A 9,371-nucleotide genomic window follows, 5' to 3' on the forward strand; every position below is an offset into this window, starting at 1 on the left:
CAGGCTCCATGTCAATGTGTTGAAAGGGTAATGACAGCGTCTTAATGGCGTATCAAGCATAAATAGAGGCGCCAGCTCCGTTAGGGAGCACCTGACGGGGTGAGTTCAGGGTGACGTTCAAGTAACTCGTCAACCTGGGGGTGGTGCGTTGTGTTATCAAGCACCCGTTGGATTAACATGCGAGCCTCATCGCTACGACCAAGGGCATGTAAGACTTCGGCCAAATGAGCGGCCACTTCCTGGTCGGGCATCTGGTTATAGGCACTTTCAAGCCAGACAAGCGCTTCTTCATTTTGGCCCAGCCGGAAATATACCCAGCCCATGCTATCAAGTATCGCCGGGTTGCTGGGGTCTTCTTCGTAGGCGCGCTCAATCAGCTCGCGGGCTTCTTCCATGCGCCCTGGCAGGTTAAGGTCTGCCAAGGTATAGCCCAGTGCATTTAAGGCATTTGCGTTGTTGGGTTCAACACGCAAAAGCTGACGTAAATCTTGCTCCATGCCTGGGAAATTGCCACTCTGCCAAGAGCGCATGGCGCGTAAATAAAGCAGGTTAACGTCATCCGGTGTGCGCGCCAATTCGCGGTCAAGTAACGCTAATGCTTCATCGGGCGCGTTCAGTTCGTCCAGCAGCTGCACTTCAAGGGCGACCAGGTCGTCAAAGTAATTTTCATAGCGCATTCGCTCAATGCGTAAAAAAGCCCGCGCATCCATTACACGGTCATCGTCAATCAACATGCGAGCGGCTGCCGCACGGGCGGGTAAAAACTCGTCTCCCTCGCCTACCTGGCGGTAGTAAAGCAGTGCGTTATCGGTATCGCCTTGGGACTGCGTAATAGCGCCCAGCAGGTAGTAGGCAAGGTCGGGAACATTGTCCTGACTTGTGAGTGGCTGCAGCAGGCGGTAAGCAGGCTCGCTATGGCCTTCCTCAAGGTAGAGTTGCGTTAGGGCCAAGCGTAAGCGCTGGTTACCGCCATGGCTTTCCAGTAGCGCATCCGTTTGGACTTCTGCGGCGGCAATATTATTCAAACGAATTTCGGCTTGAGCCAGCAGCAGCGTAAACCGTACGTCATCGGGGGCAATGCTGGCGCCGTGTTGCGCGGCTCGCCTGGCTGTGTGTAGATCGCCAGCTTCGAGCGCCAGTTGTGCTTGGGCAAGCCAAAGCATCGCCGATTCTGGCGCTTGCTTTGCAACGTCGTCCAGATACGCTTGCGCTTGGCGGGTATTGCCAAGTGCTGATTCAAGTAGCGCAGTGGCAAGTAAAGCATCGCTATGATGCTCAAGCTGCTCTGCACTGGGCTGAGCCAAGTGGGCGCGCATCGATTGGGCCAGTAAGTTGAGTGGTGCGCTCCCCTCCGTGATAGCGATGTCGACGAAGGCCGCAAGCTCGCCATTGCCGCCTGCTTGAGTGATCGCTAGCCGCTGTTCAAGGCTGTCCAGCCAGTCACCGCGCTGTAAAGAGATCGCGGCCAGTAGCTGGTTGGGTGATTCTGCCGAGGGGGCCAGTTCACGCCAACGCAGTGCGGATGCCTCCATTAACGCTACATCGTCACCAAACCGAGCCGCAAAAGTGGCGCGTTCAGCCAGCGCCGCAACGCTATAGCGTTGCGATGCCTCCAGGTAACCTTGGCTGGCAGAGCGGTAATCGCCACGTTGGCCCGCTAATTCCGCCGTAAGCAGCGTACGTAGACCATCGGCGTCCAGACCTCGGGTAATAGGTGGGGCCGACTGCATGGGGTCAGAAGCTATCAGGTCTGGCAAGCCGCCTTTATAAGAGGGTGCTGACTGGCAGCCGCTCAGGAATACCACGGTGGCGGCCAAGGGCAGTAGGGATGAACCCAATTGTAGTGAGCGAAGGGGCATGCGTCTCTCATTTTAGTGGCCGAGCGTTCAGCATAGCGGCTTGGCTGGCTGCGGCAAAGTGATGTACGCCAGATGTTAGTCTGCTGTGATAGAATAGTCGGCCTTGAAAGGCTGGCAGATAAGCGCAATTGAGTAATGATCAGCCGTTGCCCAGACTTGCGCTAATTAAGCGTAAGACGTAAACCATTGAGACTTCAAGACCGATAGCAACGTGATGACCGAACCACTAGCGAAGACGCATACCGTATGACGCTTCTTGCCTTGGGAATCAATCACCGTACTGCCAGTGTGGCCGTACGCGAGCAGGTAGCCTTTACTCCGACGCAGTTAGAACACGCGCTGGAGCAACTGCGTGGTCTGTCACATATTAGCGAAGCGGCGGTGCTCTCCACCTGCAACCGTACTGAACTATATTGCGTAACGGACGCTGCTGGCGAGCAAGCCGTGCTTGAGTGGCTAGGGCGTTTTCATAACTTGAGTGTTGAGGAACTGACCCGCTGCGCGTACCACTATTTAGACAATGACGCTGCGCGCCATTTAATGCGTGTGGCCGTTGGTCTGGATTCCATGGTCTTGGGTGAGCCACAAATACTTGGGCAATTGAAAGATGCCTACCAACAGGCGCGCCAAATGCAGGGGTTAGGCGGCGAGCTTGAGCGTCTTTTTCAACATACCTTTGCAATTGCCAAGCAGGTACGTACCGAAACCGGAATTGGCAAAAATCCGGTTTCGGTGGCCTATGCTGCGGTGAGCATGGCAAGCCGAATCTTTGATGATTTTAGTCGCTCGCGGGCGTTGTTAATCGGTGCGGGTGAAACCATCGAGCTGGTCGCGCGTCATCTACATGAAGCCGGTGTACGTCAATTAACCGTGGCTAACCGCACACGTGAGCGTGCTGAGCTTGTCTCCTCGCGATTGGGCGGTAAGGCGATTACGCTGCCTGAAATTCCGGCCGCGCTGGAAGAAGCCGATATCGTTATTTCTTCCACCGCATCCCCCCTGCCGATTTTAGGTAAGGGGATGGTTGAAAGCGCACTTAAAAAGCGTCGCCACCGCCCGGTTTTTATGGTGGATATCGCCGTGCCGCGGGATATTGAATCCGAAGTAGGCGAGCTTGCCGATGTATTCCTTTATACGGTCGATGATCTGGAAGAGGTGATCGAAGAGAATCGTCGCTATCGCCAAGTGGCTGCTGACCAGGCCGAGTCACTGATTGAACACGGTGTCAGTAGTTGGCAGCATGAAAAACGTATTCGTAACGGTGGCGAGTTGATTCGTGATTACCGTCAGCACGCCGAAACCCTGCGCGATCAATCGCGCGATCAGGCGTTGGAGCGCTTGGCGCGCGGTGAAGACCCAACCAAAGTGATTGAACGGCTGGCTCACCAACTGGCTAATCGCTTAATGCACCAGCCCACGCAAGCAATACGCGATGCCGCCTCGCAAGAGCAGCATGACTTGCTGGAGGCCGCGCCACGCTTACTATTGCCTGTTAAACCCGCCTTTGAAAAGCCCGCGCCCACGGCTAACCGCCAGAAGGATGATACGCCCGCATGAAAGATACCTTGCGCCAACGCCTCGATAGCTTTACCGAACGTTTTGAAGAGCTGGCGATGCTGCTGTCTGACCCTGAGGTCATTAATAATCAGCAGCGCTTTCGCGACTATTCACGTGAGTACGCCGAGCTGGATGAGCTGGTAGCGGCTTGGCAGCGCTATCGCAGCGTTGAAAACGATATTGAGGCAGCCCAGCAGCTTAGTCGGGACGATGATCCTGATATGCGTGAGCTTGCCGAGATGGAAGTCAGTGAAGGGCGCGAGCAGCTAGACCTACTGGATACTGAGCTAAAGCGTTTGCTGGTACCTAAAGACCCCGATGATGGCCGAGGCGTGTTTTTGGAAGTACGCGCCGGTACCGGTGGTGATGAAGCCGCGATTTTTGCAGGTGATCTGTTTCGTATGTACTCACGCTATGCGGAAAAACGTGGCTGGCGCGTCGAAGTAGTGAGTACCAACCATGGCGAGCAGGGTGGCTATAAAGAGATTATTTCCCGCGTTAAGGGGGATAGCGTCTATGCGCGTTTGAAATTTGAGTCGGGTGCTCACCGGGTGCAACGCGTTCCTGCTACTGAATCTCAAGGGCGTATTCATACGTCGGCATGTACCGTGGCGGTGATGCCTGAAGTTGATGATGTTGGCGATATCGATATTAATTCATCGGATTTACGCGTCGATACCTACCGTTCAAGTGGAGCAGGTGGCCAGCACGTTAACACCACCGACTCAGCGATTCGTATTACCCACATACCGACAGGCGTAGTGGTTGAGTGCCAGGAAGAGCGTAGTCAGCATAAAAATCGGGCCAAGGCGATGTCGCTGCTTGCCGCGAAATTGAAGCGTAATGCGGTCGATAGCCAACGTCAGGAGCAGGCGGATGCCCGTCGCTCGCTGGTAGGCTCTGGTGATCGTAGCGAACGTATCCGTACCTACAACTTCCCTCAAGGTCGAATTACCGATCATCGTATCAACCTGACGCTTTATAAGCTCAATGAAGTGGTGAGCGGCGAGCAATTGGATGAGGTCATTGAGCCCTTGATCCACGAGTATCAAGCCGAGCAGCTATCGGCGCTTCAGGACACGTAATGACGTTTGATGCGCTTTTACAGGCCGCAGCAGAGCGCTTAAAGGCCGCCGGCTCAGCCTCGCCGCGCCTGGATGCCGACGTCCTGCTTGCCCACGTAATTCAACGGGACCGCACATGGCTGTATACCTGGGGCGACCGTGATTGTTCCGGGTGGGAGCATGCGCGCTTTGATGCACTGGTGGCGGCGCGTGTTCAGGGGCAGCCAGTGGCCTACCTGACCGGTGAGCGAGAGTTTTGGGGGTTGCGGTTGGTCACTTCAAAAGAGACGCTAATACCGCGGCCGGATACCGAAACGCTGGTAGAAACAGCGCTCAACCACGTTGCCTCTCCCGCCGGCCGCTTGCTGGATTTAGGTACGGGCACCGGAGCCATTGCACTGGCCTTTGCCAGTGAGCAGCCTGGTTGGCAGGTGGTTGGTGTCGACCTTCGCTCAGAAGCGGTTTCTTTGGCACAGCGAAACGCAGCCGCGTTAGGGATCGATAACGTAGCGTTCATGCAAAGCAATTGGTTTGCTGCCTTTGAGCAGGATGCGGCACCCATAGAGCAGTTTGATCTTATTGTGAGTAATCCGCCGTATATTGCCGCTGACGATCCGCATTTGCACCAAGGGGATGTGCGCTTTGAGCCGCTGAGTGCGCTGGTGGCAGGGGGCGATGGGCTGGCCGATTTGATACATTTAGTGGCCACGGCGCGGCGCTACTTAACAGCCTCAGGATGGCTGTTGCTAGAGCATGGCTATCGTCAGGCAGCCTCAGTGCGCGCAGCGCTGGTGGATGCGGGTTATCAAAACGTTGAAAGTGTTTGCGACCTCGGTGGGCATGAGCGTATTACCCTTGGGCGCTACTAGCTCGTCTGGCTTATCTGTAGTGGATCCTGCTATGAAACCTAAAAATAGAACGCTAGACCGTATCGACCTTAAAATTCTGCGCTGCCTGCAGGAAAATGCACGTATTTCCTATGTTGATTTGGCATCAGAGGTTGGTTTATCCACAACTCCTTGTTTGGAGCGTGTCAAGCGCCTGGAGCGCGCGGGCATTATTCGTGGCTACCAGGCGATTCTTGACCCCCAGGCACTCAAAGCCAATTTACTGGTCTTTGTTGAAATTAGCCTGGAAACTCAATCGCCAGCCGTATTTGATGAATTTCGTCGAGCCGTTGAAAAGCTGCCGCAAATCCAGGAGTGCCATCTGGTCTCTGGTCAGTTTGATTACATCTTGAAATGCCGCATTCCAGAAATGGCCGCCTACCGTCAGCTATTAGGAGACGTGGTGCTTACGCTCCCCGGCGTCAAAGAGTCTAAAAGTTACGTGGTGATGGAAGAGGTGAAAGAAAGCTTTAGTCTGCATGTACCCGACGTTGAGCACTTTGAGGACAAATAAGTCGATGATGGATGATCAGACACTGCTGCGCTACAGCCGCCACATTATGCTGCCTGAAGTGGATATTGAAGGGCAAGAGCGCTTGCGTAGTGCCCATGCTCTGATCATCGGTGCGGGAGGGTTGGGCTCGCCGGCGGCTCTTTACCTGGCCGCTGCGGGTGTCGGGCAGATAACGATTGTAGATGCTGATCATGTCGAGTTGTCTAACCTTCAGCGTCAAATTGCTCATCAGCAGGCAAGCATTGGGCAGAACAAGGCGGCTTCTGCCAAGGCCAGTATGCAGGCGCTAAACCCGGATTGCCGTATTACAGCACTTGAAACTCATGCGGAGGGTGAAGCCCTGGAGCAGCTCGTTGCTGCTGCCGATGTGGTGCTGGATTGTACGGATCGTTTTTCCAGCCGCTATGCCATCAATGCTGCCACGCAAAAAGTAGGTGTTCCGTTGGTGTCAGGCGCTGCCATTCGCTTTTCTGGTCAGCTTGCGGTGTTTAGCCCCCGTGACCCAAACTGCCCCTGCTATGCTTGCCTTTACCCACCGGACGATATGGGCGATGAAGCACTTGGCTGCGCAGAAAGTGGTGTGATGGCGCCGTTGGTGGGGTTAATCGGATGTTTTCAAGCTGTTGAGGCGTTCAAATTGCTAAGCGGCGCCGGGCAAACCCACCAAGGGCTTGCAACCTTTGATGGCCTACGAGGCCAGTGGCGCCACTTCAACGTACCGCGTGATCCGGCGTGCACTGTGTGCAGTGTGATACCTAAACAGAGCGATGTTTCGTAGAAGAGGCATTAGTTGGTTCATCTGCAAGCGTTGTCCTGCTCAGAATCCCTTTTTTTGATGAGTTGCTGCGACTAGACTATCTGGTTGGTGGCTGCTGGCCGGTGGGTTAAAGACAAAGAAATCCGGCCTCCAGGGGAGAGAGCCGGATTTTCTTAGAGCCTTCGGTATCGGCAAGCCTTGGCCGAATAATATTACGTAGGGCAGCGGTTATGACGTCACGGTCTTATACGTCAAAGGGATAGGGGAGGCGGGTAGTGGAAAACCACTACCCGCTTTTTGGTGTTGGTGCTTGGCGATTAGTTACGGATCAGGTAATCAAACGCGCCAAGTGAGGCTTTTGCGCCTTCGCCCATGGCAATAATAATCTGCTTGTAAGGCACCGTGGTAACATCACCCGCGGCAAATACGCCGGGTACCGAGGTCATGCCGTGAGAGTCGACGATGATCTCCCCGCGCGGCGTCATTTCGATGGGCGAGCCTTTCAGCCACTCGGTATTTGGCACCAGGCCAATCTGGACAAAGATGCCTTCCAGCGCGATGTTTTTAGTCTCATCGGTGTTGCGGTCTTTGTAGGTCAGGCCATTAACGCGGCTGCCGTCACCGGTTACTTCGGTGGTTTGAGCATTTAAGATAATGTCCACGTTGGGCAGGCTCTTAAGTTTTTTCTGCAGTACCGCATCAGCTCGCATTTCACCCATAAATTCGAAAAGGGTGACGTGAGCAACGATGCCCGCCAGATCAATGGCAGCTTCAACGCCAGAGTTGCCGCCGCCAATAACCGCGACGCGCTTGCCTTTAAATAGTGGGCCGTCGCAGTGCGGGCAGTAAGCAACGCCTTTGTTGCGGTATTGCTGCTCGCCGGGGACATTCATTTCGCGCCAACGGGCGCCGGTCGCCAGAACCAGTGTTTTGCTCTTGAGTTTTGCACCTGACTCAAAGGTCACTTCGTGCAAGCCACCTTCGGCCTCAGCGGCTTTAAAGGTAGTTGCCGTTTGCAAGTTTATTACATCAACGTCGTAATCCTTGACGTGCTCTTCAAGCGCGCTAACAAGCTTGGGACCTTCTGTATGAGTGACCGAAATAAAGTTTTCGATACTCATGGTATCCGCTACCTGGCCACCAAAACGCTCAGCCGCAACACCGGTACTAATGCCTTTGCGTGCAGAATAAATGGCAGCCGCAGCACCCGCGGGGCCACCGCCGATCACCAGCGTATCGAATGCGGCTTTGGTGCTTAGCTTTTTGGCTTCGCGGTCGGCGGCGCCCGTGTCCACTTTGGCCAGAATTTGCTCAAGGGTCATGCGGCCCTGATCGAACGGCTTACCGTTTAGATAAATGCTGGGCACTGACATAATTTCACGCTCTTCAACTTCGTCCTGGAAGAGCGCCCCATCAATCGCCACATGGCGGACGTTGGGATTAAAGATCGCCATCAGGTTTAACGCCTGAACCACATCGGGGCAGTTCTGGCAGGACAGCGAGTAGTAGGTCTCAAAGAGCATGTCGCTTTCGAGCGCTTTAATCTGGTTAAGCACCTCGTCAGAGGTTTTCGGTGGGTGTCCGCCTACTTGCAGCAGTGCCAGAACCAGCGATGTAAACTCGTGGCCCATGGGGATACCGGCAAATACAACACCCGTCTCTTCACCTGTGCGGTTGATCGCAAAAGAGGGTGTGCGGCTATCCTGACCATCCGTTTTCAGGGTGATCATGTCACTCAGCCCGTTGATATCTTCCAGCAAGCCGTGAAGTTCACGTGACTTGTCACCGTCATCAAGGGACGCAACGATCTCGAACGGTTGAGTCACTTTTTCCAAGTAAGCTTTCAACTGATTTTTTAAATTAGCGTCCAACATGACAGTGAATTCCTCGTAATCTGTAAAAGGTGTTCTCAACCCTTAGCCACATTTAGCCCGCGCTTGTGATAATCACAGCGAAGATCGGTATAAAAGGGAGAACAAATAGCGCGATGTAAAGAGAACACCCGGGTGAAAAAAGCCCGGGTGTTAGGCTGCCATCTGGTTAAGCCGTTATCGTAAGCGGCGCTTCAAGAGCGGTTAAGATAACGAAGATGGCAGCACTCGCCGTTTAGATTTTGCCAACGAGGTCTAAAGAGGGCGCGAGTGTTTCTTCGCCTTCTTTCCATTTGGCCGGGCATACTTCGTTGGGGTTTTCACGAACATACTGGGCAGCTTTAACTTTGCGCAGTAGCTCTTCGGCATTACGGCCGATGTTGCCCGCATTGATTTCAACGATCTGAACTTTACCGTCGGGATCGATAACAAACGTGCCGCGTTCTGCAAGGCCTGCTTCTTCAATCAGGACTTCAAAGTTACGCGAGATTTGCAGCGTGGGATCGGCCAGCATTGGGTACTGAAGCTTGCCGATCGTTTCGGAGCTATCGTGCCATGCTTTATGGGTGAAGTGGGTATCGGTTGAAACGCTGTAAATTTCAACGCCCAGCTTTTTGAAGGCTTCGTAGTTGTCGGCCAGGTCGCCAAGCTCCGTTGGGCAAACAAACGTAAAGTCAGCCGGGTAGAAGAAGAAGATGGACCATTTTCCCTTCAGGTCAGCTTCGGTGACATCGATAAATTCGCCATCTAGATAGGCGGTAGCTTTAAACGGTTTTACTTCAGTGTTGATCAAGGACATCCAGATTATCTCCGTGTCTTGTGAATGAAGGTGAAAATGTTGAGGACTATAGTAGGGGTATTT

Annotated in this window: 8 protein-coding genes; 5 read left to right on the forward strand and 3 right to left on the reverse strand. The window is 54.0% G+C overall.

All coding sequences use genetic code 11. The annotated features are described in order from the left end of the window. Positions 1-80: 80 nt before the first annotated feature. Positions 81-1,859 (reverse strand): tetratricopeptide repeat protein, encoded by a 1,779-nt coding sequence (locus tag ACT3TJ_RS15975; RefSeq protein WP_444622564.1) that lies wholly within the window; start codon positions 1,857-1,859, stop codon positions 81-83. A 246-nt stretch (positions 1,860-2,105) separates the two neighbouring features. Here ACT3TJ_RS15975 and hemA point away from each other — a divergent pair, with 246 nt between their 5' ends. Genes hemA through ACT3TJ_RS16000 form a run of 5 tightly spaced genes read left to right on the forward strand, consistent with a single transcriptional unit; the run spans position 2,106 to position 6,659 of the window. Beyond that, positions 2,106-3,416 (forward strand): glutamyl-tRNA reductase, encoded by a 1,311-nt coding sequence (hemA, locus tag ACT3TJ_RS15980; protein ID WP_444622563.1) that lies wholly within the window; start codon positions 2,106-2,108, stop codon positions 3,414-3,416. Next, entirely contained in the window at positions 3,413-4,501 is a 1,089-nt protein-coding gene (prfA, locus tag ACT3TJ_RS15985) for a peptide chain release factor 1 (protein ID WP_172117122.1), read from the forward strand. Before hemA ends, prfA begins: the two co-directional genes overlap by 4 nt. Beyond that, positions 4,501-5,349, forward strand: coding sequence for a peptide chain release factor N(5)-glutamine methyltransferase (gene prmC, locus ACT3TJ_RS15990; protein ID WP_444622562.1), 849 nt, complete (start codon positions 4,501-4,503; stop codon positions 5,347-5,349). Before prfA ends, prmC begins: the two co-directional genes overlap by 1 nt. Positions 5,350-5,380: 31 nt before the next feature. After that, positions 5,381-5,881 (forward strand): Lrp/AsnC ligand binding domain-containing protein, encoded by a 501-nt coding sequence (locus tag ACT3TJ_RS15995; RefSeq protein WP_087106768.1) that lies wholly within the window; start codon positions 5,381-5,383, stop codon positions 5,879-5,881. Positions 5,882-5,885: 4 nt separating this feature from the next. Further along, positions 5,886-6,659 (forward strand): HesA/MoeB/ThiF family protein, encoded by a 774-nt coding sequence (locus ACT3TJ_RS16000; RefSeq protein ID WP_444622561.1) that lies wholly within the window; start codon positions 5,886-5,888, stop codon positions 6,657-6,659. Positions 6,660-6,955: 296 nt separating this feature from the next. On the opposite strand, the gene ahpF is transcribed toward ACT3TJ_RS16000, so the two are convergent. Both ahpF and ahpC read right to left on the reverse strand, forming a co-directional pair. Next, positions 6,956-8,512 carry an alkyl hydroperoxide reductase subunit F gene (gene ahpF, locus ACT3TJ_RS16005; protein ID WP_444622560.1) on the reverse strand — a complete coding sequence of 519 codons (1,557 nt, stop codon included), beginning with the start codon at positions 8,510-8,512 and terminating at the stop codon, positions 6,956-6,958. A gap of 232 nt (positions 8,513-8,744) precedes the next feature. Continuing rightward, complete coding sequence (gene ahpC / locus ACT3TJ_RS16010) at positions 8,745-9,308, reverse strand: alkyl hydroperoxide reductase subunit C (RefSeq protein ID WP_193054966.1); 564 nt, start codon at positions 9,306-9,308, stop codon at positions 8,745-8,747. Positions 9,309-9,371: the final 63 nt, after the last annotated feature.

Origin of the sequence: Halomonas sp. AOP30-A1-24 (assembly GCF_052378165.1) — a bacterium.
Taxonomy (GTDB): Bacteria; Pseudomonadota; Gammaproteobacteria; order Pseudomonadales; family Halomonadaceae; genus Vreelandella; species Vreelandella citrativorans.

What these genes read in the sequence shown, in the direction of transcription:
- ACT3TJ_RS15995 (WP_087106768.1), top strand. Translation starts at nt 5,381, where the DNA reads ATGAAACCTAAAAATAGAACGCTAGACCGTATCGACCTTAAAATTCTG.
- ahpF (WP_444622560.1), bottom strand. Translation starts at nt 8,512, where the DNA reads ATGTTGGACGCTAATTTAAAAAATCAGTTGAAAGCTTACTTGGAAAAA.
- hemA (WP_444622563.1), top strand. Translation starts at nt 2,106, where the DNA reads ATGACGCTTCTTGCCTTGGGAATCAATCACCGTACTGCCAGTGTGGCC.
- ahpC (WP_193054966.1), bottom strand. Translation starts at nt 9,308, where the DNA reads ATGTCCTTGATCAACACTGAAGTAAAACCGTTTAAAGCTACCGCCTAT.
- prmC (WP_444622562.1), top strand. Translation starts at nt 4,501, where the DNA reads ATGACGTTTGATGCGCTTTTACAGGCCGCAGCAGAGCGCTTAAAGGCC.
- ACT3TJ_RS15975 (WP_444622564.1), bottom strand. Translation starts at nt 1,859, where the DNA reads ATGCCCCTTCGCTCACTACAATTGGGTTCATCCCTACTGCCCTTGGCC.
- ACT3TJ_RS16000 (WP_444622561.1), top strand. Translation starts at nt 5,886, where the DNA reads ATGATGGATGATCAGACACTGCTGCGCTACAGCCGCCACATTATGCTG.
- prfA (WP_172117122.1), top strand. Translation starts at nt 3,413, where the DNA reads ATGAAAGATACCTTGCGCCAACGCCTCGATAGCTTTACCGAACGTTTT.